At 64.5% G+C, this 26,580-nt stretch carries 23 protein-coding genes; 8 read left to right on the top strand and 15 right to left on the bottom strand.

Annotated elements, in window-relative coordinates:
- Positions 1–5: 5 nt before the first annotated feature.
- The 7 genes from JX552_RS17050 to JX552_RS17020 all read right to left on the bottom strand — a co-directional run bounded on the left by JX552_RS17050 (position 6) and on the right by JX552_RS17020 (position 10,387).
- Positions 6–2,921 carry an MMPL/RND family transporter gene (locus JX552_RS17050; protein WP_205873226.1) on the bottom strand — a complete coding sequence of 972 codons (2,916 nt, stop codon included), beginning with the start codon at positions 2,919–2,921 and terminating at the stop codon, positions 6–8.
- Positions 2,918–3,346, bottom strand: a complete 429-nt coding sequence (locus tag JX552_RS17045; RefSeq protein WP_205878504.1) for an MmpS family transport accessory protein — start codon at positions 3,344–3,346, stop codon at positions 2,918–2,920. Before JX552_RS17045 ends, JX552_RS17050 begins: the two co-directional genes overlap by 4 nt.
- Before the next feature lie 243 nt (positions 3,347–3,589).
- Positions 3,590–4,198, bottom strand: a complete 609-nt coding sequence (locus JX552_RS17040; protein ID WP_205873225.1) for a TetR family transcriptional regulator — start codon at positions 4,196–4,198, stop codon at positions 3,590–3,592.
- Between the two features lie 61 nt (positions 4,199–4,259).
- Positions 4,260–5,408: an AAA family ATPase gene (locus JX552_RS17035; RefSeq protein WP_205873224.1), complete on the bottom strand. Its 1,149-nt coding sequence runs from the start codon at positions 5,406–5,408 to the stop codon at positions 4,260–4,262.
- Between the two features lie 66 nt (positions 5,409–5,474).
- On the bottom strand, positions 5,475–7,139 hold the full coding sequence (locus JX552_RS17030; protein WP_205873223.1) for a PecA family PE domain-processing aspartic protease: 1,665 nt from the start codon (positions 7,137–7,139) through the stop codon (positions 5,475–5,477).
- A gap of 261 nt (positions 7,140–7,400) precedes the next feature.
- Entirely contained in the window at positions 7,401–8,822 is a 1,422-nt protein-coding gene (gene pntB / locus JX552_RS17025; RefSeq protein WP_205873222.1) for a Re/Si-specific NAD(P)(+) transhydrogenase subunit beta, read from the bottom strand.
- Between the two features lie 29 nt (positions 8,823–8,851).
- Entirely contained in the window at positions 8,852–10,387 is a 1,536-nt protein-coding gene (locus tag JX552_RS17020) for a Re/Si-specific NAD(P)(+) transhydrogenase subunit alpha (protein WP_205873221.1), read from the bottom strand.
- A gap of 174 nt (positions 10,388–10,561) precedes the next feature.
- Here JX552_RS17020 and JX552_RS17015 point away from each other — a divergent pair, with 174 nt between their 5' ends.
- Both JX552_RS17015 and JX552_RS17010 read left to right on the top strand, forming a co-directional pair.
- A complete protein-coding gene (locus tag JX552_RS17015; RefSeq protein ID WP_205873220.1) occupies positions 10,562–11,575 on the top strand; it encodes a CobW family GTP-binding protein in 1,014 nt (337 codons plus the stop codon).
- 36 nt (positions 11,576–11,611) lie between these two features.
- Positions 11,612–12,439, top strand: coding sequence for an acyl-CoA thioesterase (locus tag JX552_RS17010; protein ID WP_205873219.1), 828 nt, complete (start codon positions 11,612–11,614; stop codon positions 12,437–12,439).
- On the opposite strand, the gene JX552_RS17005 is transcribed toward JX552_RS17010, so the two are convergent.
- Both JX552_RS17005 and JX552_RS17000 read right to left on the bottom strand, forming a co-directional pair.
- Positions 12,436–13,341 (bottom strand): MIP/aquaporin family protein, encoded by a 906-nt coding sequence (locus JX552_RS17005; protein WP_205873218.1) that lies wholly within the window; start codon positions 13,339–13,341, stop codon positions 12,436–12,438. The genes JX552_RS17010 and JX552_RS17005 overlap by 4 nt on opposite strands.
- Positions 13,341–14,201, bottom strand: a complete 861-nt coding sequence (locus JX552_RS17000; RefSeq protein ID WP_205873217.1) for a phosphorylase family protein — start codon at positions 14,199–14,201, stop codon at positions 13,341–13,343. The genes JX552_RS17005 and JX552_RS17000 overlap by 1 nt, the downstream gene beginning before the upstream one ends.
- Positions 14,202–14,319: 118 nt before the next feature.
- Between JX552_RS17000 and JX552_RS16995 the strand changes: the two genes are divergently transcribed.
- Positions 14,320–14,685: a hypothetical protein gene (locus tag JX552_RS16995; protein WP_205873216.1), complete on the top strand. Its 366-nt coding sequence runs from the start codon at positions 14,320–14,322 to the stop codon at positions 14,683–14,685.
- 103 nt (positions 14,686–14,788) lie between these two features.
- Here the strand turns inward: JX552_RS16995 and JX552_RS16990 are convergent, their stop codons facing one another.
- The 3 genes from JX552_RS16990 to JX552_RS16980 form a co-directional block, all read right to left on the bottom strand.
- On the bottom strand, positions 14,789–16,342 hold the full coding sequence (locus tag JX552_RS16990; protein WP_205878503.1) for a SulP family inorganic anion transporter: 1,554 nt from the start codon (positions 16,340–16,342) through the stop codon (positions 14,789–14,791).
- Positions 16,343–17,325: 983 nt separating this feature from the next.
- The gene (locus JX552_RS16985) at positions 17,326–18,438 is read right to left on the bottom strand and encodes a hypothetical protein (protein WP_277395992.1); all 1,113 of its coding nucleotides are present in this window, start codon (positions 18,436–18,438) and stop codon (positions 17,326–17,328) included.
- A 92-nt stretch (positions 18,439–18,530) separates the two neighbouring features.
- Positions 18,531–19,142, bottom strand: a complete 612-nt coding sequence (locus JX552_RS16980; protein WP_205873214.1) for a TetR/AcrR family transcriptional regulator — start codon at positions 19,140–19,142, stop codon at positions 18,531–18,533.
- A 118-nt stretch (positions 19,143–19,260) separates the two neighbouring features.
- Here JX552_RS16980 and JX552_RS16975 point away from each other — a divergent pair, with 118 nt between their 5' ends.
- Positions 19,261–19,470 (top strand): hypothetical protein, encoded by a 210-nt coding sequence (locus tag JX552_RS16975; RefSeq protein ID WP_205873213.1) that lies wholly within the window; start codon positions 19,261–19,263, stop codon positions 19,468–19,470.
- Positions 19,471–19,551: 81 nt separating this feature from the next.
- On the opposite strand, the gene JX552_RS16970 is transcribed toward JX552_RS16975, so the two are convergent.
- Positions 19,552–19,800 (bottom strand): hypothetical protein, encoded by a 249-nt coding sequence (locus tag JX552_RS16970; RefSeq protein WP_205873212.1) that lies wholly within the window; start codon positions 19,798–19,800, stop codon positions 19,552–19,554.
- A 289-nt stretch (positions 19,801–20,089) separates the two neighbouring features.
- Between JX552_RS16970 and JX552_RS16965 the strand changes: the two genes are divergently transcribed.
- Complete coding sequence (locus JX552_RS16965; protein WP_241010598.1) at positions 20,090–21,181, top strand: DUF2804 family protein; 1,092 nt, start codon at positions 20,090–20,092, stop codon at positions 21,179–21,181.
- 46 nt (positions 21,182–21,227) lie between these two features.
- Here the strand turns inward: JX552_RS16965 and JX552_RS16960 are convergent, their stop codons facing one another.
- Positions 21,228–22,049, bottom strand: a complete 822-nt coding sequence (locus JX552_RS16960; RefSeq protein WP_241010597.1) for a PE domain-containing protein — start codon at positions 22,047–22,049, stop codon at positions 21,228–21,230.
- A gap of 690 nt (positions 22,050–22,739) precedes the next feature.
- Between JX552_RS16960 and JX552_RS16955 the strand changes: the two genes are divergently transcribed.
- Both JX552_RS16955 and JX552_RS16950 read left to right on the top strand, forming a co-directional pair.
- Positions 22,740–24,002 carry a L,D-transpeptidase gene (locus JX552_RS16955; RefSeq protein ID WP_205873211.1) on the top strand — a complete coding sequence of 421 codons (1,263 nt, stop codon included), beginning with the start codon at positions 22,740–22,742 and terminating at the stop codon, positions 24,000–24,002.
- Positions 24,003–24,143: 141 nt separating this feature from the next.
- Complete coding sequence (locus JX552_RS16950; protein WP_205873210.1) at positions 24,144–24,920, top strand: NlpC/P60 family protein; 777 nt, start codon at positions 24,144–24,146, stop codon at positions 24,918–24,920.
- Between the two features lie 38 nt (positions 24,921–24,958).
- On the opposite strand, the gene JX552_RS16945 is transcribed toward JX552_RS16950, so the two are convergent.
- Positions 24,959–25,387, bottom strand: a complete 429-nt coding sequence (locus tag JX552_RS16945; protein ID WP_205873209.1) for a cellulose-binding domain-containing protein — start codon at positions 25,385–25,387, stop codon at positions 24,959–24,961.
- A gap of 399 nt (positions 25,388–25,786) precedes the next feature.
- Here JX552_RS16945 and JX552_RS16940 point away from each other — a divergent pair, with 399 nt between their 5' ends.
- Positions 25,787–26,542, top strand: a complete 756-nt coding sequence (locus JX552_RS16940) for a HugZ family pyridoxamine 5'-phosphate oxidase (RefSeq protein ID WP_205873208.1) — start codon at positions 25,787–25,789, stop codon at positions 26,540–26,542.
- Positions 26,543–26,580: the final 38 nt, after the last annotated feature.

Below are 26,580 nucleotides of genomic sequence, written 5' to 3'. Positions count from 1 at the left end.
GCGCGTCAGGCCGTGGTCAGCGTATCCGTTTTGGCAGCGTCCTCGCTCGGCTTCGGCCACGGTGACGGCTTCGGTCGCTGCCGCACGCGTTGCGGCCACCAGAACCACTTGCCCAGCAGTGCGGCGATCGACGGTGTCATCAGTGACCGGACCACCAGCGTGTCGAACAGCAGACCCAAGCCGATGGTCGTGCCCACCTGGCCGATCACGATGAGCTCGCTGACCGCCATCGTCATCATCGTGAAGGCGAACACCAGTCCCGCCGAGGTGACCACCGACCCGGTCCCGCCCATGGCTCGGATGATGCCGGTGTTCAGGCCGGCGTGGATCTCCTCCTTGAACCGGGACACCAGCAGCAGGTTGTAGTCCGCGCCGACGGCCAGCAGGATGATGACCGACATCGCGAGCACCATCCAGTGCAGTTCGATGCCTATCAGGTGTTGCCAGATGAGCACCGAAAGCCCGAAAGATGCACCGAGAGAAAGCAATACCGTGCCCACGATCACCGCCGAAGCCACCACGCTCCGGGTCAGGATCAGCATGATGATGAAAATCAGGCACATTGAGGCGATTCCGGCGATCAGCAGGTCGTAGTTGCTGCCTTCCTGCATGTCCTTGAAGGTGGCCGCGGTGCCGCCGAGGAGGATCTTGGAGCCCTCCATCGGGGTGCCCTTCAGGGCCTCATAGGTGGCTTTCTTGATCGCGTCGATGTGCGAAATGCCTTCTGCGGACATCGGATCGCCGTCATGGCTGACGATGAACCGCACGGCGTGGCCGTCGGGGGAGATGAAGTTCTTCATGCCCTTCTTGAACTCGGGGTTGTCGAACGTCTCCGGCGGCAGGTAGAACGAGTCGTCGTTCCTGGACGCGTCGAACGCACGCCCCATGGCCGAGGAATCGCGCTGCGCCCGCTGTTGCTGCTCCAGCAGACCCTTCTGGGTCGAATACATGGTCAGCATCATCGTCTTCATGTTCTTCATGTTCTGGATCATCTCGGGCATCAGTGCCACCATCTTCGGCATCAGCGTGTCGAGGTGATCCATCACCGGCATCAGGCTCTGGATGTCGTCGGTCATGGTGTCGACACCGTCCAGGGCATCGAAGACCGACCGCAACGAGAAGCACACCGGAATGTCGTAGCAGTGCTTCTCCCAATAGAAGTAAGAGCGGATCGGCCGGAAGAAGTCTTCGAAATCGGCCATGTGGTCGCGTAGTTCGGCGACGTCGATGGTCATCGCATGCATCTTGCCGACCATCACGTGCATGTCGGCGGCCATCTGCGTGGTGATGCTCTGCATCTGCTCCATGCTGTTGATGGTCGTCTGCATCTCGTCGGATTGCTTGAGCATGTCGGCGATCTGGTCTTCTTGATACTTCTGGGTCATCTCCTGGGAGACGCCCTGCATGCTGATCTGGAACGGGATCGAGGTGTGCTCGATCGGCTTGCCCTCGGGACGGGTGATGGCTTGCACCCGACTGATTCCGGGCACCCGGAAGATCGCCTTCGCGATCTTGTCGATGACCAGGAAGTCGGCGGAGTTGCGCAGGTCGTGATCGCTTTCGATCATCAGCAACTCGGGATTCATCCGGGCCTTCGAGAAATGCCGGTCGGCGGCCGCATAGCCGGCGTTGGCCGGCAGGTCCGCGGGCAGGTAGTTGCGGTCGTTGTAGTTGGTCCGGTACCCCGGTAGCGTCAGCAGGCCGACCAGCGCGATCCCGATCGTCATCACCAGAATCGGGCCGGGCCAGCGCACGACGGCGGCGCCGATCTTGCGCCAGCCGCGAATTCGCTGGGCGCGCTTGGGTTCCAGAGTCTGGCGGAAGCGCGAGGCCACCGCGATGACCGCGGGCCCGAGAGTCAGGGCGGCGAGGACCACCACGACCATGCCGATGGCCAGCGGGACGCCGAGGGTCTGGAAGTAGGGCAGGTTGGTGAAGTGCAGGCAGAAGGTGGCGCCGGCGATGGTCATGCCCGACCCCAGCACGACGTGCGCCGTGCCGTGGAACATGGTGTAGTACGCGTCTTCGCGCGATTCGCCGACCGCCCTGGCTTCCTGATATCGACCGATGAGGAAGATCGCGTAGTCGGTCGCGGCCGCGATGGCCAACGTGACCAACAGGTTTGTGGCGAACGTGGAGAGTCCGATGATTTGGTGGTAGCCGAGGAAGGCCACCACGCCTCGGGCGGCGGCCAGCTCGAAAACCACCATGCCGAGGGTGAGCAGCACCGTGACGATCGACCGGTAGACCATCAGCAGCATCGCGATGATCACGACGAAGGTCGCCGCCGTAATCAGTTGCAAACTGCGATCACCGGCCAGGTGTTGGTCGGCTTCCAGGGCCGAGGGACCGGTGACGTACGCCTTGACCCCATTGGGCGGCTTGACGCTGTCGACGATGTGCTGGACAGCCTCGACCGAGTCGTTGGCCTTGGTCTCACCCATGTTCCCGACGAGATAGACCTGCACGTAGGCGGCCTTGCCGTCGCTGCTCTGGGCGCCGGCCCCGGTAAGCGGGTCGCTCCAGAAGTCCTGGACGTGCTCGACATGCTGTTTGTCCGCCTCGAGCTTGCGGACTATCTGGTCGTAATACGCGTGTGCGTCGGCGCCGAGCGCGTTTTGGCCCTCCAGCACGATCATCACCGAGCTGTTGGACTTGTACTCCTTGAACACCTCGCCGACCCGCTTGGTCGCGATCACTGACTGCGCGTCATCCGGGCTCATCGAGACAGAGCGCATCTTGCCGACCTCGTCGAGCTGCGGGACCACCGTGTTAAGGACGGCGATCAGCGCGATCCAGCCGATGATGACGGGCACCGCGAATTTCCGCAGGAAGCGCGGAATCGCAGGACGCGCCGCGTGTCGGGGGATAGGAGCGGTGTCGGTGTTGTCCGGCCGTCTGTCTTCGAGCGCGGTGCTCATGCTGATTTCACCAGGCAGGAGGTCAGTGCGTGCACGCCGTTGGAAATTTTCTCGTCCTTGACTTCGTCGTCGACGGTGATGCGGCAGCCGAGGTAGTCGCCGTCGCTCTGCGCCGAGATGTTGGGAAACACTGAGGGGGCGGTGGTGCTCAAGACCAGGGTCCAGGGCAGCGGCGCGTCGTCGAGGCGACGTGGCTCCGCACTGAGGTCCAGGTAGTTCACGTTGGCGCGGGCCGCCGACCCGAAGATCTCGTACTTGACGACCTTGGGCTTGAACGGTTTCGAGTCGTCGACCTTCGGGCTGGTCAACGTGTCCGCGTTCTCCGCGGTGAAGAATGACTTGACCCGGTGCACGGTGAATCCGCCGATCGCCACGACGGCCACGATCAACAGCGGCAACCAGGCGTTCCGCACCAACTTCGCCATCTGCACCTACGCGATCCCTTCCCGGCTCGGCGATCCGATCTGTTGATTCGAGTTGCGTTGCGCTGCAGAAGGTCTGAACCTGAGTCGGCTCGGCCGTGCGTCTTGCAGCCCAAAACGGCCCGACCTGACGTGGGCGGATATCCCGATACACCGAGGCATAGCCGAGTTCCGCCGCCGGACCATGGATACATGATCTGCACTTTTTGCAGATCATGCAAGTTCATGTGTCTTCGGTCACGCCGTTCACTTGGTGAAGATGCTGTTGACCAGGGCGGCGGCCCGCTCGACGTAGGGCATCGGCGTGTCGTCGGCGTCCTCGGGTTTGCCGCTGGACCAGCGCTCGATTCCCGAACGCACGGCCGTCAACGCCAAGGCGGAGATAAGTGCCGGGATCTCGTCGTCGGGCGGCATGCCTTGGCGTTTGGCGACGATCTCGGTGAGCTGGCTCTGAAATCGCTCCAGCTCGGCGAGGAAAGCCGCCAGCACGGCGGGCGTGGTTTGGGCCAGGTCGAGCATGCACACGGCCTGCTCGCGTTGCGGGGGCATGTCGCGTAGATGGTGCGCGGCCAGCGTGATCAGATCCGCCAGGACCACCGAGTAAGGCGCGGGGCCGGCGGCGACGAACTCATCGGCCAGTTCGGCCGGCAGATCGGAGGGGCCATAGGCGATGGCCGCCTCCTTGTTCGGGAAGTAGTTGAAGAACGTGCGGGTCGAGATGCCCGCCTGAACGCAGATCTCCTCGATGGTGACCTTGTCCCAACCCCGTGCCTGCGCCAGGCGCACGGCGGCTCCGCGGATGTCCGCGCTGGTCTGGCGGCGACGACGCTCGCGCAGGCCCATGTGATTCGCCATGTGCACATGTTTGCACAGACTGCAGACTTTGCACGCAAATCGAGGTGCAGCCCACCTCGGGTCAACGTTTGCCCCAGTCCCACGGCGGCGTCGTCAGCAAACTCTGTCCGGTGATTCGCGTCTCGCCGAAATCCTTGTACAGCTCGATCTCCGTCGCGCCGTCGAGGAGCTCTCGCAGCGAATCCGAATGGGTCACCACCACAACCTGGGTGTGCTCGGCGGCGACCCGGATCAGCGCCGCCAACGGGCCGACGAGGCTGGGGTGCAGCGAGGTCTCCGGTTCGTTGAGCACCATCAACGAGGGCGGTTGCGGGCTGAGCAGCGCTGCGGCCCATAAGAGGAATCGCAGTGTGCCGTCAGACAATTCGGCCGCGCGTAGCGGGCGGAGCATGCCACGCTGCTGTAGTTGGAGATCGAAAAGGCCATTGCTGACGTCGACGTCGAGGGTGGCGCCGTCGAACGCGTCGGCGACGATCCGGCTCAGATCGTCGAATCCTGCCTCGATGATCGTCTGAATGGCCGCAGCCAGGTCGCTGCCGTCGTCGGAGAGGACGGGAGTGCGGGTGCCCACTTGCGGTTGCCGGGCCGGCGCAGCGGCATCGACCCGGAAGCCGTCATAGAACCGCCAACCGCGGAGTCGTTCGCGCACGGCCGCGAGTTCTGGGAGTGCTTGTGGGTGAGCGTATTCCGTGAGCACACTGCGGTAGGCCGGTAGCGTCCGGCACAGCTCGTCGAATCCGGAATCGCCGCTGACTTCCGCGAAGTCGCGCGTTCGGCGCACCAGGGTGGTGGCGCGCCGCAGGATCGGACCGGCGAAAATCGCCTCCCGCTTGATCTCCGGGTCGCGGGAGAAGGCGGAGCGGTAACCGGCCATCTGCGGTATCCCTAGATCGACAAGATAGCCGAAATCGTCTGCGGCGAAACCGAGTTCGAGCGACAGAGGACGGGTACGGGCGGTGCCCTGGGCTTTTCCCTGTTTGCGGGCTCCGCCCAATTGCTCCGGACCGGCCCATAGCACCGACTCCAGCCCACCCTCCCGGGCCAGCGACCCGATGACTTCGCCGCGCCCGCAATCGGCCAGCAGGCGCAGTGCGCGATAGACCGACGACTTGCCGGTGCCGTTGGCCCCGGTGACCACGGACAGCGGGCCCACGGGCAGCACGATGTCGCGCAGCGAGCGGTAGCCGCGTACGGCGATCGTCTGCAGCATGGGGCCGACTCTAGCGGCGGGGGGTGACAGGGGTGGAATTAGCGGTCGCGAAACGGAATCCGCAGATTATGGGGGTGGTTGGTTAACAACAGTGGTGCCGACGCCGCCGGGGCTGTAGCTGGTGTACATCGGTTGGAGATAGAAGGGCAGGTATCCGGTGTTCATTAGCCCTGATGTTATTACCGTTGGGCGGTAATCGTTGGTGTTGTAACGATACAACTCTTGCGTCATCGCTTGGTTCGCGTACACGACGATCTCGGTATTTGCTGGCAGGCTGCCGGCGCCACCGATCACCGATGAAGGCATGGTTCCATACACGCCCCCGGAATCGACGATCGACGGTACGGCTACTACGGGATTGGCGCCGACCTGTACCCACAGGGTGGTGATCGGAGAGCCTGTCATCGAGAAGTTGACCGGTCCCGGGTTCGGACCGAATTCGAGCGTCCCGCCCTTCATATCAATCAGTGCCCCTTGGCTGAGGTCGCCTGGCAGGTACTGGTTCGGGATGCTGGGGCCCGGGCCCACGGCGTTCGGGCCGAGACCCCAGACGCCGTCCACACCGGCTGACGCGAAGTAGGCGTCGAAGGGGGTGACGAACGGGTTCTTCAAGAACTCGGTGAAGTAGGCCGAAATCGCGAACGGTGATGTCGGAATCGAGAACAGCACGACGTTCACGGCCGAAGGCGCACTGACGATGCCGTTGCCGAAGTCCACGGAGGTGGGGTAGCTGGCAAAGATGTAGGTCAGGCCGCCGCTGTAGCCGCTGATGTTGATCCCGTGCGGGATGCCCAGCTTGAGAAGCCCTGGTAGCCCGCCGATGTCTTTGATCTGCATGACCAGGCCGGCGGATCCCGTGTCGACCAGGATCGGGCCGCTGCCGTAGCCGTTGACCGAGAGATTGACCACCGGCTCGGTGGTCATGACGGTCGGCATGGAGATGGTCCTGCCGTCCCAGCCGGCACCGCTGAAGCCCTGACCGCCCCAAATAGCGCCACCGTGGCCGCCGGTGCCGCCGTAGCCGAGCGGCAACGTTGGACTATTTCCAAGCCCCCCGGCACCGCCGTTGCCTCCGGTACCCAGTAAGTAGGAGACACCGCCGGTTCCGCCGTTTCCGCCGGTACCCGCCATGTTCGCACCGCCCGCGCCGCCCCAACCCCCATTGCCGAACAACCAGCCGCCATTGCCGCCGGCCCCACCAACGGCGCCAGTCCCGCCAGTGCCTCCCGCGCCGCCGTTACCGATCAGCCCGGCCGAGCCGCCTGACCCGCCGGCTGCTCCGGCCAGAGTCTGCGAGAACCCATTGCCGCCGTTGCCGTACAGCAAGCCGCCGGCTCCGCCGTTAGGCGCCGCCGCCGTGCCCGCCGCGCCGTCGCCGATCAGCGGTCGTCCCAACAGCAGCTGGGTGGGCGCATTGATGATGCCGAAAACGGGGTCGAGCACGGACGCGGCCGTCGCTTCGGCACTCGCATACGCGCCGGCCGAATTACCGAGCGACAACACGAACTGCTGCTGAAATGCGCCGAGCTGCCTGTTCAGCGCCTGATACTCCTGGCCGAAGCCGGCGAACAGCGTAGCGATTGCGGTCGAGACCTCGTCGGCCGCCGCGGCCGCGAGACCCGTGGTCGGTAGGGCGGCCGCCGCATTGGCCGCACTCAGCGCCGAACCGATGTGCTCCAAGTCGGCCGCCGCCGACGTGACCCAATCGGGAGCCACGGCTAGAAACGACACGTCGCCCCCTAAACGTCAGTCACCGGTATGTGCGCCCCAGCGTATCGACTTCCCCGCCAGCCTTCCGGGCTTTTGGCACACCGGTTCGTCATCACATCGAATACTCACACGGATGAGTCGCTTCCGCAGCGTGGACACAGTTTGTCCCGCGACATGGCGGTGGTGGTTGTGCGCTGTCGGCCACCCGCGACCGTAGCGGCAATCTCGGTGCCGACCACCGCTGACCACCGCCGACCACCGCCGCCGTAGCGCGACGCGATGTCAGAGCGCCGCGAGGATCGCTTCCACGCGGTCGCGGGCATCGCCGAACAGCATCGCGGTGTTCTCCCGGAAGAACAGCGGGTTCTGCACACCGGCGTAGCCCGAGGCCATCGATCGCTTGAAGACGATAACGTTGTCGGCGTCCCAGACGGTCAGAACAGGCATGCCCGCGATGGGGCTGCTCGGGTCTTCGGCGGCTGCCGGGTTGACGGTGTCATTGGCGCCGATCACCAGGACCACGGCGGTGTCGGAGAAGTCGTCGTTGATCTCGTCCATTTCCAGCACGATGTCGTAGGGCACCTTCGCTTCGGCCAGCAGCACGTTCATGTGGCCGGGCAGACGTCCTGCCACCGGGTGGATGCCGAACCGGACGTTGACGCCGCGGGCGCGCAGCTTGCGGGTCAGATCGGCGACAGCGTTCTGGGCCTGCGCGACAGCCATGCCGTATCCGGGCGTGATGATCACCGAGTCGGCCGAACCGAGCATCTCGGCGGCCCCTTCGGCAGTGATCTCCCGATGCTCCCCGTAATCCTTGTCGTCCGCGGGGCCGGCCTCGATGCCGAAGCCCCCGGCGATCACCGAGATGAACGAGCGGTTCATCGCCTTGCACATGATGTAGGACAGGTACGCACCGGAGGAACCGACCAGAGCGCCGGTGATGATCAGCAGGTCATTGCTCAGCAGGAAGCCGGATGCGGCCGCGGCCCACCCCGAGTAGCTGTTCAGCATCGAGACCACGACCGGCATGTCGCCGCCACCGATCGATGCGACCAGATGCCAGCCCAGCAGCAGGGCGAGCAGGGTCACCGCGGCGAGCAGCCAGATGGTCGGGTTGATCACGAACCACACCGTCAGGGCGGCGAAGAGCACCAGTGCGCCGACGTTGAGGAAGTTCTTGCCCGGCAGCATCATTGGTGCGGATTTGATCCGCGCCGAAAGCTTGAGGTTGGCCACGATCGAACCGGTGAAGGTCACGGCACCGATGAAGACGCCGATGACGACCTCGGCTGAGTGGATTCCACCCAGGCCCTCCGCGCGCAGGGTGGCGGCCTCGGCGCCGCCGGGATTGTGCTCGACGAACAGGTAACCGTTCCAGCCGACCAGCACCGCCGCCAGACCGACGAACGAGTGCAGCAGCGCGATCAGTTCGGGCATGCCGGTCATCTCGACCACCCGGGCGCGCCACAGGCCGATCGCGGCACCGACCGCCACGGCGCCGACCAGCAGCGCCACCCCAAGCGACTCGATGTGTCCGTTGATGGCCAGCGCGATGGTCGCGACGAGCGCGACGGCCATGCCGAAGATGCCGAAAGTGTTCCCGGCCCGCGATGTTTCGTGCTTGGACAGCCCGGCGAGCGCAAGGATGAACAGCAGGGCCGCGACGACGTATGCCGCTTTGGCGGCGGTTTCTATCGTGAACAAGGGATGATCCTCCGTTTGGGTGCGCAGGCTCAGCTGCGGGAGAACATGGCCAGCATGCGTCGCGTCACCGCGAAGCCGCCGAAGATGTTGATGCTGGCCAGCAGGATCGCCGCACAGGACACCACGGTGATCGGGAGGTTCTCTTTTCCGATCTGCAGCAGGGCGCCCAGCACGATGATTCCGGAGATCGCATTCGTCACCGACATCAGCGGGGTGTGCAGGGCGTGATGGACGTGGCCGATCACGTAGTAGCCGATCACAATGGCCAGCGCGAACACCGTCAGGTGCACCTGCAGGGCGGCCGGTGAGATCGCGATCAGGCCGAACAGCACCGCGGCGGCGATGAGGGTGGTCGTCAGCCGGCGCTTGTTGGACATCGGCTGCTTGGCGTGCGACTCCTTGGCCGGCGTGGCAGCCGCCGCGACGGCGGGTGCGGCGGAGACCTGGACCGGCGGCGGAGGCCAGGTGGATTCGCCGTCACGGACCACGGTGATGGACCGCTGGACCACGTCCTCGAAGTTCAGGACCAACTGTCCGTCCTTCTCGGGGGTCATCAGCTTCAGCAGGTTGACCAGGTTGGTGCCATAGAGCTGGGAGGACTGAGCGGGCAGCCGTCCGGCCAGGTCGGTAAAGCCGATGATGGTCACGTCGTTGTCGGTGACGACGAGCTGGTCTTTGACCGTGCCCTCGACGTTGCCGCCGTTGGCGGCGGCCATGTCGACGATGACGCTGCCCGGGGTCATGGCGGCCACCATGTCCGCCGTGATGATCCGCGGCGCGGGTCTGCCGGGGATCAACGCGGTGGTAATGATGATGTCGACGTCCTGGCACTGCTCGGCGTACAACTGGGCCTCACGGGCCTTGTAGTCGTCGCTCATTTCCTTGGCGTAGCCGGTGGCGGATACTTCGGCTTCGCTGTCGTCCACCGAAATATATTCGCCACCAAGTGATTTCACCTGATCCGCGACCTCTGGGCGGGGGTCGGTGGCGCGCACGATGGCACCCAGGCTGCCGGCTGCCCCGATCGCCGAGAGCCCGGCCACTCCCGCGCCCACGACGAGCACCTTGGCTGGCGGCACTTTGCCGGCGGCGGTCACCTGACCGGTGAAGAACCGGCCGAAGGCGTGGGCCGCTTCAATCACCGCCCGGTAGCCGGCGATGTTGGCCATCGACGACAGCACGTCCAGCGACTGGGCCCGCGAGATGCGTGGCACCGCGTCCATGGCCAGCACGGTGATCTTGCGGGTGGTCAGTTTCTCGACCAACTCGGGGTGCAGGCCGGGGGAGATGAGGCTGACCAGGGTCGCACCATCGCGCACGGCCGCGATTTCGTCGTCGTTCGGGGCGTTGACCTTCAACACAACGTCGGCGGTCAATGCCTGCTCTTTCGACCCGATATCGGCGCCTGCCTCGACGTAAGCGCTGTCCAGGAAGCTCGCGGCGGTCCCGGCCTCGGATTCGACGACCACCGAGTAGCCGAGCTTGATGAGTTGCCCGACGGTCTGCGGTGTGGCGGCAACACGCGTCTCACCGGGGAGAGACTCACGTGGTATTCCGATGATCACTTGCTTGAAGTCCGTTCGGTCGGTTGAGCGCCTAGGGGTGCGCGTTTGCGTTCACAAATCGCCGCAAAGCCTACGGCACTGGTAGCCAAACCTAAGAAAACGGCTAGGGTGACCGGGCCGACGAACGCTCCGGCTAGCCTTGCCATGACCTGTTGCCGACGTCGGGAGCGCGTGTTGTCTGCGATACCTGTGATCGCGCTCACCGGTCATCTCGGCGCCGGCAAGACAACCCTGCTGAACCATTTGCTGCGTGCCCCGGGCACGCGAATCGGGGTAGTGGTCAACGACTTCGGCGAGCTCAACGTCGACGCCGCACTGGTCGCCGGCCAGGTCGACGAGCCCGCCTCGATCGCCGGAGGATGCATCTGCTGCCTGCCCGACGACGGCGGGCTCGACGACGCTCTGGTCAAGCTCGCGGATCCCGCCCGTCGGCTCGACGCCATCATCGTCGAGGCCAGCGGGCTGGCCGATCCGGTGTCGATCGCGCGGATCATCGGCTTCAGCAAGTTGTCTGGGGTCCGAAGCGGCGGCCTGGTCGATGTTGTCGACGCTGTCAACCACTTTGACACCGTCGATCGCACCGAGCTGCCTCCCGTGCGCTACGGCGTGGCCTCGCTGGTGGTGGTCAACAAGCTCGACCAGGTGCCCGAAGAACAGCGGCCAGTGGTGTTGCAACGCGTCAGGGAACGTGTGGCGCAACGAAACCCAAGGGTTCAGGTGGTGGGCACCACGGGAGGCCGCATCGATCCGGCGCTGCTGTTCGACTCGCTGCAATCGGCCGAAGAAGTGGGGCAACTTTCGTTCCGAGAGTTATGGCTCGACACCGAGCACACCCACGACCACGTCCACGCTGATGCCGTCACCGTCACCAGTACCGGATGTGTCGACCTCGATGCGCTGTTCGACCTGGTCGAACAGCCGCCCGACGGAGTATTCCGGCTCAAAGGTGTGGTGGCGGTGCGGCACGGGCGGTCGACCCGAACCTATGTCCTTAATCTCGTCGGTAGTGGCATCCACATTGCCAAGGCGCCGCCTCGGGCCGTCGGGAACTCTCTGGTGGCAATAGGCATGCATTTCGACGTCCCCGTCGTGCGCGCCGAACTGGTCAGAGCTCTACGACCGGTCACTGCTGCGGCGTCAGAGACGGCGCTGCGGCGGCTACAGCGATACCGGCAACTCAGCTGCTGAGTCTGGCTGGGTTGTGATCGGGCAAGATACGGGGCGATGTCATCCTCTCTCGGCGACGTGCTTGCCACGCTGAAGCTCGCGCGCGTCGATCCGTGGCTCTTCGTCGGCCGGCAACTGCCCGCGCCGGCCAACCACATCCTCGGTGGACACATTTCGGCCCAGGCGTTCCTGGCGGCGAGTCACACCGCGCCGGGCCGCACGCCACACAGCGTGCACACGTATTTCCTCCGCCCGGGCGACGCCCGCCGTACGGTGGATTTCGAGGTGGTGAATCTACAAGAGGGACGGACCTTTTCGGCGCGCCGGGTTACCGCGCGCCAGGACGGGAAAATTCTGATGGAGGCGATGTCGTCGTTCAAGGTCGCCGATCCCGCGTCCGCTCAGGTGGTCTACCAACCGCCGATTCCACCGGCGCCCGCGCCGGAGACGTTGCCTTGGGTGCCCCCGCACCTCGCTGAGTCCGATGAGAGTACCCGGGGACGCTGGGCCAGCCTGCGCTGGTTCGAACGCCGCCTCGTCGATAGTAAGAACGAGCCTCCGGCGCGGTCGGCGATGTGGTGGCGACCGGACGGCGCGGTTCCCGACGATCGGGTGCTGACCGCGAGCCTGGTGGTCTATCTGTCGGCGGTGACGTTGACCGAGCCGGCATTCGCCGCGCATGGGGGAGTTGGAGAGTCTTCGCAGCGGGACCATTCCGTGTGGTTCCACTCACCCGCCGTGTTGTCGGATTGGCTTCTGTTTGACCGCTCTTCGCCGAGCAGCGCGGACTCCCTCGCGCTGGCCAACGGAACCATGTTCAACCGCAACGGCGACTTGGTGTGTACCGTGCGACAGGAGATGTACTTCCCGCCGCAGCGGGTTTAAGAAGACAGAATCGTCACACTGGCCGCAATGTTCTGTGTGCTACTGGTGAACCGGTCGAATTCCTCTCTGCTGAGCGGGTCGCCGGAGAGAACGAGGTCGATCTTCGGCTGATCTGCAGTCTCACTGACCCGGACATCGACCACCCGCCGGAAAGCTTCGGCGAGCGCGATGATTTCGTTAGTGGTCCGCGAAACGTCCACCGAGCTTTGCCGAGACGTCATCATCGCTCGTCCTTCGGTTTGTGAACGGGTGAGCAGCGCCGGGTGATTGAGAATTTCGGCCCCTGTCGCGAGAAACTTTTCGCACCATGCCTTTCCGACCTTGCCGGCCCATTCCGGGAGCGCGATCGTCGTGGCGGTGTGTGGAAGATCCAGTGCGGCTTGGATCATCGGCCCGAGAACATCGCCGAACGCCGCCGCGTATCGCGGTCCGGTGTCGTCGGCGGGCGACAGCCAGGGCGCTAGCAGCCTCGTCAGGTCTCCGGCGGCTGCGCACGCCGCGAGGTATTGCCCGATGGCCAGTGGCGCGACGGGCCGACTGGCGACACCGGCGCGTTCGAGGGCCGTCGCACCCTCGCGGGTGTTGCGCCGTGCTTCCGTCTCGCGGAGGTCGAGCGAGCAGGATGCCACTCGTCGATAGTCGGAAGCCACCTGTTCCAGGAAGAGTTGCGACGTCATCGCGGGGTTTGCCCGGTCGTGGGTCTGCGTGCCAGACGGCAGGAGCGGAAGTGAGAAACGATCAACGCGGTCCAGTTGACCATCCCAGGCTAGTGATGCCGCCGAAACGACACGAACCATTTCCGCTTCGCGCGGGTCACGCGTCGAGGGTGGGTGCTTGACCATCCCGGCCCGCAATCTTCGCACCTCGTCTTCGAGTGTCCGCGGTATCCGTTGCTGCGCCATCAGATTCCCAAGATAGTGGCCACCGCTGCAGCCAGCTCCGCCAAACCCGCTCTGAGGAAGTCGAGTTGATCTTGATCCGTTTGGTCTGCCTTGTCACTCAGTGCGTCTGACGCGACGCGCAGGACAAGGACTCGCTCACACAAACCCAGCGACCGCATCGCCGAAGCGATACCGAAGGACTCCATGTCGACGAGTACCGGCATGGTCGCCATGTGAGAGTAGAGGGCAAGCGCCAAAGAGTACGACCAGTTCTCCTTGGCGTAGACCGCACCGCCCGATGACGAATTCAGCGGCGCCGGTGCCACACCTGGGGAAATCTTGATGACCTTGTCGGTGGCGAGAACGTGAGCGTCCGGGACGTCCAACCCCCACACGGAACCTGGAGCGCCTGCTGAGCCGGCCCGCAGCTCGATCGCTTCCAGCGGAGCTTGTTCGGCGGGTTGCGTGCGGACGATCCACTTGTTCTGCAACTTGACGACTTCGCCCTCGGCGGCGGCGGCCACCACCCCCAGCGACAGGTATGACACTTTCTCGGCCCGAAACACCTGGCCAATCAAGTCGGGGTCTACCGTTCCGCAGCAGCCATAGAAGACGTAGTAGTCGGCGCGATTGTCTCGGGTCGCCCTGCTCAGTGCGGCCGCGGCAACAACGTTCCCTTGGGCGCTCAGCGCATGGTGCTCCAGTCTGGCCGTGCGTCCGTCAGACAGGCGGCCCTGCAACGCCGCCTCGGCCGGTCCGGTCGGAGCCCAGACCGTTGTTCCGAAAATCGGTAGGTCGACACACAGGCGTGCCAGCAACTCCGCCACGGCCGTCGCTTCGTTTCGGGTGAACGTGAATATCGCCACCGTCACATCGGCCACGGCGTCATCGTAAACCCGCAGGAACAGCCGTTTGCTGGTGGACTCCGGGGGTTAACCTAGAACGAGCACGCTCGAATACGGCTACCCGATACCGAGCAGAAAAGGGGGCAGCCAACTGATGATTCGCTCGATCGCCACAGCCGCCTTGACGATGGCAGCCTGTGCGTCGTTCCCGCTCGCCCCGACGGCTCACGGCGACGTGCGCACCGTCCCGATCCCGAATTCGCCGTGCGATCTGCCGATCTCGAGTGGCCTAATCATCTGGCAACACGGACCCGGCATGCCCGACCGCGCCGTCTTCGCCAATCAATCCGACACTTACAACTGCCGGCCGACTTTGGAAACGTGGCGGGCCGCTCAGCCGACCGGCCCCGGTTACTGCTCCAAGATCGCCTGGTCCGCCGACAATCCCGGCTACGTTCCCAGTGTTACGCCCGCCGCGCCGTTGAAGAAGGTCATCGACCAGGTGGGCGATTGCGAGTAGGTGCGCCGGTGGCCAGCGCAACCGCTTGTCGACGCCGACGATCGCTCTGCCGGCCATTGCGACCACGAAGGTGCGTAGCCGGGCCGATCGGAGGCGTGTCCAACTACGCGGTCGCTCCGGGCCTTTCCTCTTCGGTGAGGTCATCCATCGCATGGCGTGCGCGACGGCCGGTGTGCACACCGCCGTTGATATGGACGGTTCCTCCGGTCGCCTGATGTCGTCGTTGCCAATCGGCAATCGCCTGATGTGCGGCATGGTCGAGGTAGATAACCGACATGGTGACCGTGACGGCCGTGCCCTCCGGGATGGCGGCCAGCACCTTGGTCAGCCGGGGTAAGGACAAGAATGTACACGCGCCCTCAACGCCTACGCGCCAATCGTCGCCATCGCGTTCGGCGTGGATCCTGAACCACATCACCTTCCACGCCGTCAACGCGATGGCCAGCGCGAGTCCGATCAGCACGCCCTGCATGAGGTTGAGAAAGACTACGCCGGCGACGGTCACCACATAGACCGCCAGGTCGCCGTTGCGCACGGCGGTTTCGATATGAGCCGGTTGCAGCAGTCGGATACCCACGAAGACGAGCAGTCCGGCGAGGGCGGCGGACGGGATCTGTTGGATCAGACCGGAGAAGAACAGGGTGAAGACCAGGATCCAAACGCTGTGCATGACCGTCGCGGCGCGGGTTCGGGCGCCCGCCTGGACGTTGGCGGAGCTGCGCACGATTGCTGCGGCGACCGGGAGCCCGCCGATCATTCCGGACGTCATGTTCGCGACGCCCTGTCCGGCCAATTCGCGATTGAAGTTGGTGGGCTTACCGTGATGCATCCTGTCGATCGCGACGGCTCCCAGCAGGCTCTCGACGCTGGCGATGAAGGCAACCGTGACGATGCTGATCGCTACCGCGCCCCAGTTTCCTTCGGGCAGGGCCGGCAGCGCGACTGCATCCAGCGGTGAGCCGGTGAGTTTGATGCGGTCCAGTTCGAACGGAAAGATCAGCGAGATGATGGTTGCCACGGCGATGGCCACGAGGGGACCGGGAATAGCGGCCACTTTGGGTGGCGCCCAGTGCCAGGCAACCATGATCGCGATCACCAGGACGCCCAGAAACACGCCCGGCCGTTCTGCGTCGGCAATCTGTGCCGGCAGCTGAACGATGTTTTCCCAGGCGGTACTGTGCGACTCGCCACCCAGCAGGACGTGCGTCTGCTGAAGGGCGATGGTGATGCCGATGCCGGCCAGCATCGCGTGTACGACGACGGGCGAGATTACCAGTACTGCCCGGGCAATCCGGCTGAGTCCGAGGATGAGTTGCAGGACACCAGCGGCCACGGTGAACAAACACGTCACGCGCCAACCGAATTGCGTGACGAGGCCGGCGGTGACGACCATCATGCCGTTGGCCGGACCGCTGACCGCCAGCGGCGCGCCACCGATGAGTCCGACGACGATCCCTCCGACGACGGCAGAGATCAGACCCGAGAGCACCGGCGCGCCCGAAGCGATCGCGATTCCGACCGAGAGTGGGAGTGCGATCAGAAAGACCACTAGGGAGGCGGGCAGGTCATGCTGCAGGACGGATCGCACACGGTCGCTTCGTGACGTCTGTGGCCCTTGGCCGCTGGCTTGATCGCCGTGCTGCTCGATGTGCTGAATCGGTCGCTCCTTTGTTCCGTAGGCGTTCCGTCGCAATGGCTGAGGAGCCGTCCCGGTATGGCAACCACCGTTGTGCCGATCGCGCCCACGTAACTCGTTTGCGCACAAGCGCAAACCAAGCGGACGTCGCTGGCCGCGTGGCTACTAGGCGAGGGAACGCTTGGTTAGTAGCCAGAATTATCTGAGCGACGCAGGTGGTCAAGCGGTCACGCCAGGCACATGACATACGCAAATGTTTCGGAGCATCGCCGTTCCGCCTGGCAGCCACGATTGCGGCGTCCGGACGCGGGTTTTGACTGTCGGGGGTACGCCCAGCCCGGTGGCGAAGGTAGTCATCGGGCGTTGCTCGAAAAGATCTGCGCCGCAGATCCATTCGTCACAGTGACGTTTTGATGTCGCGAGTGCGCTTGGCTGCGGCAGCACATACCGGTTGACTAAAGGGGGCTGGGGGGCGGTCGGTGCCCGTGGGCCGGTCCGTCGGCCGTCGTCGACATCCGTGTAGCCGAGCGGCCGTGGCAGTGCCGAGACGACTGCTCGGGTGGCCAGGGCGGCGCGGATGGCATCCAGTCGCGATCGTTGCACCTGCGTCAGAAGCCCTGCGCTGCAGACTAATTCGTCACAGTGACGTATTGCTGGTGGCGCGGAGGTGATAGGAGGCAGGATCGCCTGACTGTTGGGTCCGGGTTCGCCGGCGGTCGGCTTTTGGCGGCTGGGGCTTCGCCGGCGGTCGGCTATTGGCGCCTGGGCGAGTTCGGGCGCCTTCCGAGGAATGAGTGCCACGCAATCGGGCCGCCCGTAGGTCGCACGACATGCGACCGAGCCGTGGAGCACCGGTGTTGCCTGGAGCTCGGCTCGAGCCCTTCCGTTCGCCCAGGACGCGCCCTTTGCCGATAAGCGACATTATGTCAACTAAACGCCGCATCTCTCAACTTGAGCACCTATGCCGCCGCGCGTCTGCGTTGGGTTGATGAAGCTGGCGGACTTCAGATCGAACTGAGTCGGGGATCAGGGCGCACATGGTGGGTGGCATCGTCGATAAGAACTCCCGGCTGGGCGCGGCACACAGGGTCAATGGCGTCGATAATCGAGCGCACCGACATCTGCGTAACGGGATTGGGGGGGCCGAAGATCTCGTACTCGATCTGGCTCCGGAGCCGGGTACTGCTGTTGCGAGCTTCGATTGTGTAGCCGATCAGTCCCTGCTTCCAACCCTCGAATGGAAGATCGTCACCTCGAAAAGCGTTAGGGGCACCCAGGAACCACACTTCTTCGTTCGTGGCAACGAGATCGTTCCTGACGAATGCGTTGGTCGTCAGATGTAGTGCGCCGACGTTTCCTGGCTCCACAGTTATCTGCGGTAGCTGCAGTCGGTCGGCGACCGGGCGACCTACAAGCCGGCTTTCGGTGCGTATCTCTTCGTTGCTGACACCGCGGATGGCGAAGGCCAGGTTGGCCACGAGGTCCGCGTAATACATATCGCCGAATCGAGCAAGCATGTTGTCGTCGCTAAGTGATTCCGGTGACCCACCGAAGCCGATGGCCCCGAGTCCTCCCCACATATCGGCCGGCGCGAGGGAGAAATCGAGAGCCTCAACAACGCGAACGTGATCGACTGTTCCCAACCCAGCCGCTAGCGTCAACGCGACCCGCTCGGTCATGTACGACGGGTGGACCCCGGCGCCGTACAGTGATGCGCGTCCGCGCACTGCGGCTTCCTGAAGCTTCGCCGGGGATGGGCGGTGCACAGACGTCCAGTTTGGCCGCGCCACATTGTGATACGCGACGGTTGCGATGACGTTCTTCCCGGACAGCAACATGGCAATCACATCGTTGTCCAGTCCCCCGACAACCGCTGATGCGGCGCACGTCAACAGAACCACGTCGGCGTCCGAGGCCAAAAGATCATCGGTAGACCGGGTGGCAAGTACACCGCACGGGCCGACTCCAGCGAGTTCGCCCGCGTCCCGGCCTTCCTTACCGTGACTGAAAACCTTGACCCCCACTAGCTCTAAATGGTCGTCAGCCAGCACCGCGGCGATGGCGGCGGCGCCCACTTCGCCAGGTCCCCAGACAATTACACGGCGGCGAGTTCCCACGGCACCTCTTTAATAAATAGTTGTGTGGATACGAACAAATATAACAAGATGGTGACCTGGGAGGAACACCCGCAGCAGCGAACAGGGTGATCTCAGGAAGGTTGCAGGGTCCGCGCGAGTTTCGTCAGCCACGCTGCAAGAGTGCTGCCGAGGTCGAACGAGGCAGGGTTCACGATCCATAGGTACGCATAGCCGATAAGGGTGGACAGCAACTCCGTGCTGAGTTCATCAGGTGACACGTCCGCAACGATTGTTCCGTCCGCCTGCCCAATCCGGATAGCGGCCAGGAACTTTGTCGTGGACTTGTTGAGCCACTCTGTCACTCGTTTGCGTAGTAGATCGTCGGCTTGAACCGCCTCGAAATTCAACACGAACATTGCTCGCAGCAGGACCGGATCGGTGATGGCGAAATCACGAAGCGCGCGAATGGGTTCAAGCAGCATGTCGGCACCACTTGTGCCACCGCCAGGAGCGGCTGTAAGCCGGTCCTCGTAGAGCGTTTTCAAGATGGAATCGACGAGCGCTTCCTTTGTGCCGAACCGAACCCGGACCATGTCTCGGCTGTAACCCGCCCGAAGCCCGATTTGCTGGGCGGTCGTTGCTCCGTAGCCTTGCTCGGCAATCAGCGCGACTGCCGCCGCAGCAAGACGTCTCGACGACTCCTCGACCCGATCCTGTTGCGTGCGCCGGGGTCGGGTCGTCATCGTTGAAGGATAAATCCGGAGCAAGCAACCTCGCGCCACCGACGCCTCGGCGCTTCATCTCATCAATCAGAAGGCTTGCGAGTACGCCCCTCACCCGGCCCAGCCGTAGGCTCGCGGCGTGCACAACGTGACCCTTGCCAGCGCCGCCTCAACGGCAGCGCTCACAGTTGGGCTGGCGGCCTATGCCGCGTTGATTTTGGCCGGCATCGCGGTAGCGCTCTACGACCTACGCCGGCACCGACGCGGCCGGGCGATCGCCGCCGTGGTGATGGTCGGCGTGCTGACCGTGGTGAGTCTGGTTATCGCGATCGTCAGCAGTGTCGCGTAAACCGGTTCAACGCGTGACGGCGAACGAATGGTTGGCGTCGTCAAGCCGCCGGGCAGACAGGAATCGGTGACGATCCGCCGCCTACCAACCCATCGTCAAGATCGCGCCCGCGGAGAGGCCCATCAGTGTCATGAGGGAGACGAAAATCATGGTGATCGCCGCGCGCACGATCTCATCTTCGGTAAGTCGCCAGCGCGGCTTCAATTCGACGGAAACTGTGTCCCGCCTAGAGCCAATTGCGTTGATGCTTGCAACCGCCGAGATAAAGTCGTCATGCTCGTAGGCCGCGTATTTCTCGATTGGGTCAGACGTGCCGATCGTGGTGTTCATTTGACAGCCCCCAAGGCTTGCGGACGCCGATAGGCGTCATGGTGGGTCGAGCGCTCAGGTCAGGCGTTCTCGTACGTCCAAAGATAAGAGCGCGAAATCGCGATTGCGGTAACGATCCCTAACGGTCACAGCACAGAGTCATGACCGGTGCCAGCCATGCTCGGCTGGTGGCGCAGAGGAACATTTGTACCGTCTGTCGTTCATCCGAGGCCCGCTCGCCTGCCTGAGCACCGACAATCCGTTGGCGGATCCCCTGATCATCAGTGCGGCCCTCCGGTACGCTCCGGCGGTGGACACCGAGATCCCGCCGACCGGCCCGTCCGGCATGTTGCGCACGCACGAGCCCCCACCTGCCCAGCTAGTGATCGACGGTCGCTACCGGTTCGGCACCTACAACGGCCCGATCGCGCGGATCAACCCACTCGACGTTGTCACCGTCACCGGAGCTCGCGGTCGCCTGCTGCGCGTCGCCCGCAATGCCCGGCTCAAGGAGTGGGAGGCGTTCCAGCTCGGTGACGACGCGCTCTTCGTGCTTGGGGCCGTCTACGACACGAAGTCGATCTCGCTGGTGCAAGTGCTGGTCGTCGACAAGCAGGCGGCCACGATCCGTCGGTGGGAGCAGAGGGTGCCGACCTCGATGGTGCATGTTGCTCGCGGCCTGGACCACACCCGGTCCCACGGTCACGTCGGACGCTTCTCGCTCCAGCTGACAAACGAGATGGACTCGGGCCTGGTCGCGGTAGACGCCAGCCACCCGGGGCGCGGCGCACTACCGCCGCTGGAGCTGCACGGCGCCGGGCGCTGCGGCCCCGGTGAGGCGGGACACCTGGTGATCTGCCATCCCTTCGCCGACGACCGTGCGCTCTACTCGCACAAAACGATGATGCCGTTCGCCGGCACACTCCGCACCGGCGCCGAGGTCACCGTGTTCGACCCCGAGCATTCGTTCATGATCCTCGACGACCACCACGGGGACTACCCCTCGCCGATGCAGTACGACTGGGTGACGGCAGCTCGCTGCGGCGAGGGGGGCCGGGTCGAGGGCTTCAACCTGACCAACAATCAGGTGCGCGACCCGCAGCGCTATAACGAGAACGCCGTCTGGCTCGGCGACCGAGTCCATCGCCTACCTGCCGTCCACATGGAACGTCCCGACGGGCCCTGGGGTCCCTGGATTGTGCGCGATTCCGACGGGTCGGGGCAGGTCGATGTGCGGTTCACGCCGACTGTCCGCTCCGAGCTGCACGCCGGCCCCCGCCGCTTGCTCGCCGAGTACTACGGCCCCTTCGGCTGGTATGAAGGACGCATCCACACCGACGACGTCAACCTTTCGGTCGACGGCATGTTCGGCATGGGCGAGCAGAAGCTCATCCGCGTCTGAAACAGCCGGAAGGCCCGGAAATGCCCAGCCTTTCGCGTGGGACCGCTCAGGAGGCGTACTGGTTGGTCGGTGTGATCGGTCCCCAAACGCCGTTGGAGACCAACTCCCCTACCAGTTGCTGGTACTGCTGAGCCGGGATGAATTGGCTGCGTGTCAGGACGTAGCCGCTGAACCCCGTGGGATCGCTGACCAGGACCCAGCTGTAGTCGGGGGCGCGCGCGACGATGATGTAGTTACCGGTCGGGGCGCTGAGGCTGAACGGCAGTTTGAACGGCGAGAAGCTGACGTCCAGCGCGGTGTTGGTCGCATTGAGCGGCACCGCAGAACCGGTGATCGCCGACAGCGGGCCGCCGTTGAAGAAGTAATTCCCCGAGTTCTGAACGCGGATCGTGCCGTCGGGGTTGAGGCTGTACGTGGCCTTGGTGTTCACCAGACCGAGCGAGAAGAACTGCTTGACGCTGGCCTGTTCGTAGTAGGTGCCGGCGAACAGGGCGGGATCGACCGGCACCGAGGAGGGTACCGGCCGCGGTCCGAAGATCGGCGGGAGGTGTAGCGCCGCGGTGGCCGCCTGCAGGCGGCTGACGATCGCGCTCTCGGCGGCCGCGTATTGCTGGCCGGCGTTCGTCAGCGCCTGGGCGAAGAGGTTCTGGAACGACGCGGCCTTGGCGCCGACCGCCGCGAAGGCCTGCCCATGACCGGAGAAGAACTGGGCGATTGCGGCGGACACTTCGTCTTGGGCCGCGGCCGCCACCGAAGTGGTCGCCGGTGCCAGCGCTGCGTACGCCTGGTCGAGCGCCGCGCCGACACCCGCTACATCCTGTGCCGCGGCCACCACCACATCAGGCAACACATTCACCGATGCATTCATCACAGACAATGACTTCCTCTGCCATCGATGAGACCCTCAGACTGCATCAGGGTAGCGGAGGCCGCCGGGAACTGTCCGCGGTTCTGATCAGGCGCAGCGCAACGACAAGGGCGGCTCATGTGATGAGCCAGCTCCGATTAGCAGCGCTTGCTACGCCCGCTTGAGCTGGGCCATGGCCTCCTTGAGAGACTGCGCAGCTGCGCGGCCGGCCCGGCGAGCCTTTTCGTTGTTGCCCTCAGCGGCAGCCCTCGCGCGCTCTGCCTTCATGAGGTTTGCCGCTGCTTCGTCACGGCGCGTCCGGGCCGCGTCACGTTCGGCGCGTCGGTCAGCAAGCACGCTGTCGGCGTGCGCCGCTGCCTGCTCAGCGGCGGTGACCGCCGGATCTGCACGCCGTCCATCGCGGCGTGCGCGGTGCGCAGGCTATCCCCAAGCTCGGCCAAGCGACTCCGTGCCTCCCGACGCCCGATCACCAACCGGGTGACGATCCACGCCGCTGGGGTGGGTTTTACGGGCTGCTGAGATCCGTTTGGCCCGCAGCGGTATCGCCGCGCCGTCTGGCCGCTGCGGACAACTTTGTGCGTTCGGCGGTGAACTGATCCGGCGGGACCCCCTACAGGGCTTCCAGCTCGTCGTCGGGCATGAGGCCATGATCTCTCGCGTTCGAGTGAGCAATACAAGGGTTTGAAGCTCATGCCGTTGGCTAACTCACTCGCGGTGAGTTCCAACATGCCTTCCGGCCGGCGCCGCCGCTCTTTACTGTCCGAGCTTGTCTTGATCGGCGTGCTCGGCGCCACGGTGACGGCATGCTCAGCGCTCCATTCCCTGCGCGACCCGCCGACGGGTCCGGCGCGGGTGACGATCACGCCGAGTCCGGACGCGCATGACGTCCAACCGGCGACACCGGTGCAAGTGAAAGCCGACACGGGAACGCTGGTCAAGGTGGAGATGGTCAACGACGCCGGCAAGCCGGTCGACGGCGTCATGACACCGGACAGCACCGTGTGGAAACCGACGGGTCCGCTGGGTTACGCACACACTTATTCCCTGACCGTCTCCAGTCGCGGGACCAACAACGTTGAGAGCTCACAAGTTTCGTCTTTTTCCACGGTGCGGCCGTCCAACCAGACCAAGGTTTCGTTCACCATGACGTCAGAGGCCGCGTTGCGGGAAGGCGGCACCTACGGGATCGGGACAGTCCTCGTCGCGCACTTCGACGAGCAGATCACCGATCGTGCCGCCGCCGAGCGTCAGCTGGTTGTGAACACCAATCCCGCCGTGCCGGGATCCTGGTTTTGGGTCGACTCGCAGAACGCCCACTGGCGCCCCGAGCACTACTACGCGCCAGGCACCACGGTGACGGCCGATGCCAAGATCTACGGCATTGCGTTGGGCGGTGGCATGTTCGGGCAGGAGGACAGCCGGGTGTCATTTCGCATCGGTGATGCGCACGTGTCGATCGCTGACGATACGACCAAGCAGGTGAGCGTGTTCGACCACGGGAAACTGGTTCGGACCATGCCCACCTCCATGGGTATGGGCGGCACCGAGACCGTCGGCGGGCGGACCTTGTCGTTCTGGACTCCACCGGGTGTCTACACCGTGCTCGACAGGGGCAACCCGATCGTCATGGATTCCTCGACCTTCGGGTTGCCGAAGAATTCCCGGCTCGGATACCGCGAGACGATCAATTACGCCACCAGGATCAGCATCGATGGCATCTATCTGCATCAACTTGATTCGACGGTGTGGGCCCAGGGCCATACCGACACCTCGCACGGCTGCTTGAACCTCAACGGCGAGAACGCCAAATGGTTCTACGACTTCTCCGTGCCAGGCGATGTCGTGGAGGTGCACAACACCGGTGGGCTGCGGCTGAAGATCGAGCAGAACGGCGATTGGACGCTCAGTTGGGACGAGTGGCGCAAAGGTAGCGCACTGCCGCGCTCCTCGTAGCCGGCACCGCCGTTGCGGCGAACGCTTCGCGGGCGCGCGTTAACATTTGCCTCGTCGAGTGATTGCTCGAGAAGGCAGAGGAGTCCGGTGACGCGTCGAGGAAGGTTTTTCTTCTCGATATGGTCTGCGCTCTGGGTCGCGATGTCAGCGACCGCCGTCCATTTACCCGGGGGGCTGGCCAGAGCCGGCATCGGCGAGTTTTCCTACCCGTTTTCCTGTGCGCGGGCCTCGTTGACGGCAGATTTCGCCGCCCGCGACGCACTTCCCCAGTCGCGCGAGCCAGCTGCCGATTGGTACCGGACGGACGCTGCGAGCCACTACCTGAACGGCGGGTGGGGACCAGCAGCCGACACGTTGCCGACACCGGCAATCCCCCAAGACGCTCAATGCGATTCCACAACGTGGAAGCAGGAACGGATTGTCGCCGCTGCCATGCGCTACACCTACGCACCCGGCAATCCACTGGGCCTGCAGTACCGTCACCACCACATTCCTGGTTGGGATCCGCCAGCTTCGACATATACCGGTGCGCCCGCCGACAATCCCGATACCGATGACCCGAATGGGCCAACGGCCTGGGCTCCCGGGAAAGGCTTGGACTGCTCGAATTTCGCCGCCTGGGTCTACAACTACGGACTAGGAATCAAGTTCGGCGGCGACATCCACCGGCAAGCGGACGGAACCGCAGGTCCGATGGGCCGGCGCATTTCCAAGGACGCTTCGTTTCAGCCCGGGGATCTGGTCTATCTGCATCCCAACGGAGATGCCGGCCATGCCTCACACGTCGTGATATTCATCGACGACCAACACATCCTTGACAGCCGAGTCAACGCGCAGAATCGGATCGGGGTTCAGGTCCGCGATCGAGTGGGCTGGTACCGGGAAGCTGTTCTCGGTGCGTGGCGACCCATCGGCTGAGGCCATCGGCGGCGCCGGAACGCAGTGCGCAATTGTCTCTAGGTGCAGGCAAATTGACCGTTGAAAACGCAGTTCGACGGTGCCGTATACGTGCCACTCAACACGCCCCGCATGCCGCCGGTAGCCGTACCACCGGGGGCGATCACGCGATTCCAGTTTGCGGGGGTGATGACCCAGTGCGTGCCGGATTGGGTAGCAGTGCTGTTCCAGGTGTGTATGACGGACTGTCCCGCCGGCATGTCGAAATCAAGCCTCCAATCCGACAGCGGCGTCATGCTCATGTTCGTGATTGTGAAGCTGGCGATGAATCCGGTCTGCCAGGTCGATGTCACCCGCAGCGACGCCGCGACCGCGGCTGCATGAGCTACAGGCGTCACGGCGAACCCGGCGACCGCAACCATCAGCGCCGAAATGGCCGCGTGCAGCGCTGAGCGCCATCGCTTCACGCGATTAACCGGACTGGCCATAGCCGCCACGCTAAGACCGGCAACCGCTTTCGGGTCCTCGCGGCACGGGCAAGCTGCCGTACCTTTGCAGAACCGAAACCGTCATGAAATCTCTCGCCGGCTCGGCAACCGGGAGCCCGCGGCTGAGCGGTCGTCGCCACAGGCAACTTCAGTTCACGCCACATTTCGTAGGATTCGCGGGTTACCGACACCACGAAATCTGAGTTGCTGCGGAGCCAGTGCTGGTTGTTCGCGACCGGTTCATCCCTGTTCGCGGTCGGTACGGCTCCGGGATTCGCCTTGGTCGGTGGCGCTGGCGTGACCAGCCTGCTGTGGCTCCGATGGGCACCTGTCGAACTGGTCGCCTGCTACCCCTGATGACCCGACCACCGGTGGCTCCAGGCGCGTAGCCTCGCCTCCGTGACGGTTCGAGTGCAAGGCGGCTCCGGACATACCCCGTCAGCAGCGGAGGCAGCGCGCACCGTCGCTGCCGCCTCGAATGCGGCGACGCTGGCCACGCTGACAGCCGACGGCGACCCGTGGGCGTCGTTAGTGGCTTACGGGCTCCTCGGTGGCACGCCGGTGCTCTGCGTGTCCGACCTTGCCGAGCACGGCCGCAACTTGGCTGGCGACCCGCGGGCAAGCATGTCGATCGTCTCGGCGACCACCGATGACGACCCACTGGCCGGCAGCCGCGTCACCCTGGCCGGGATGGTAACCCGTCCCGCGGCCCGGGAAGTGGACGCGGCTCGGCAGGCATACCTGGACGCCGTGCCGGCCGCCAGTTCGTATCTGGATTTCAGCGACTTCACGCTGTGGCTGTTCACAGTCCAGCGCGTGCGCTGGGTAGGCGGATACGGCCGCATGGCCTCGGTCACCGGTGCTGAATACGCCGCTGCCTCGCCGGATGCGGTAGCGCTTGGGTCGGCCCGCGCCGTCGCGCATCTCAACGCCGACCACTCGCAGGCTTTGGTGGCGATGGCTCGGGCTTTCGGGGGCTATCCGGACACTGTGTCCGCGGTGTGCACCGGCATCGATCGCTACGGCGTGTACCTGACGGTGCACACCGGTGGCGGTAAGGCTCGCGCCCGCGTCGCGTTTCCGGCACCGTTGGACTCGGCCGATCAATTACGTTCGGCGACAGCCGACTTGGCACGCGCTGCGGACGGCGGCTGATCGTGGGCCTGTCCCTCGCTGGCGCTTGGGACAATGAT

Origin of the sequence: Mycobacterium gordonae (genome assembly GCF_017086405.1) — a bacterium.
GTDB lineage: Bacteria > Actinomycetota > Actinomycetes > Mycobacteriales > Mycobacteriaceae > Mycobacterium > Mycobacterium gordonae_D.
The sequence above is the reverse complement of the archived record's forward strand: the minus strand, read 5'-3'. Positions and strand labels throughout refer to the sequence as shown.